This is a genomic window from Streptomyces sp. NPDC030814 (genome assembly GCF_055572155.1).
Genome location: NZ_JBVIDX010000065.1, coordinates 1 through 1,338, shown reverse-complemented (window position 1 = coordinate 1,338; position 1,338 = coordinate 1). Strand labels below are relative to the sequence as shown.

The 1,338-nt window shown below is 62.7% G+C and carries 1 protein-coding gene; it reads left to right on the top strand.

All coding sequences use genetic code 11. The annotated features are described in order from the left end of the window. Nucleotides 1–360: 360 nt before the first annotated feature. Nucleotides 361–1,200 (top strand): IS5 family transposase, encoded by an 840-nt coding sequence (locus tag ACZ43N_RS42700; RefSeq protein WP_468105278.1) that lies wholly within the window; start codon nucleotides 361–363, stop codon nucleotides 1,198–1,200. Nucleotides 1,201–1,338 lie beyond the last annotated feature (138 nt).

Here is a 1,338-nt window from a genome sequence, read left to right as displayed (position 1 = left end):
CTCGCCGATGTCGCCGACGCCACCGAAGAAGGCATCCACCGCATCAACCGAAACCCACAACTGCCATGGTCATTCCTCGCCCACACCGGCCTGACTATCCACCCACCACATCCACCGAACTTACGAAAAGATCAGTAGAGGGCGTTTATGCAGGTCAAGCCCTATAGGCGGCTTTCACCCCTGCCCTGCTTTGAGGGATCTCATCCCATAGGCGGCGAATGACGCTCTCCAGGGTGGATGCTCGACCATCCGTCTCGATCGCTTCTGTACCTGGAAGTCCGTCTGGTTTGAAGTTGCTGCGGAATCACCCAATGAACAGCGGAACCGAGCCCTCCGCCTCGCACGTGATCACGCTACGCCGTGAGCGAGCGCAAGCCGTACCCCAGCGACCTGTCCGACGCCCGATGGGCCCTGATCGAGCCGACGTTGACGGCCTGGAGGAAGGCCCGACTCGACCGCAGACCAACGGGACAGCCGGCCAAGGTCGATTTACGGGACGTCTTCAACGCGATCCTCTACGTGAACCGCACCGGAATCCCCTGGAAATACCTCCCGCACGACTTCCCGAACCACGGCACCGTCTACGCCTACTACGCCGCCTGGCGCGACGAGGGAATCTTCGCCCAGCTCAACTACGACCTGACCGGACTGGCGCGCGTGAAGGAGGGGCGCAAGCCCGAGCCGACCGCATCCGTGATCGGCACCCAGAGCGTGAAGACTTCCACCAACGTGCCCGTGACCAGCCAGGGAACGGACGCCGCGAAGAAGATCGTCGGCCGGAAGCGCGGCATCCTCACCGACACGATCGGCCTCATCCTCGCCGTGACCGTCACCGCCGCCGGCCTGTCGGAGAACGCCCTGGGAATCCGCCTCCTCGACCAGGCGAAAGAGACGTACCCGACCATCTCCAAGAGCTGGGTCGACACCGGCTTCAAGAATGCCGTCGTTGAGCACGGCGCCAGCCTTGGAATCGACGTCGAAGTCGTGAACCGGAATCCGGAGACCCGCGGCTTTCAGGTCGTGAAAAGGCGCTGGGTGGTGGAGCGGAGTATCGGTTGGATCATGATGCACCGCCGCCTCGCCCGCGACTACGAGACCCTCACCGCCAGCTCCGAGGCCATGATTCACATCGCCTCGATCGACAACCTCGCCAGGCGCATAACGGACGAGACGACACCCACCTGGCGAGGAACGTACTAGGACGTAAACGGCAATCTGCCCACTTCAAACGCCCTCTTAGAACTCCTAACGAAATGATCTTCGAGGTGGTTGGATCGCTCCGGGACCGATGATCCGGGGGTGCGAGGTGGCGCGGCCGAAGCCGTGGGAAGTCGACGA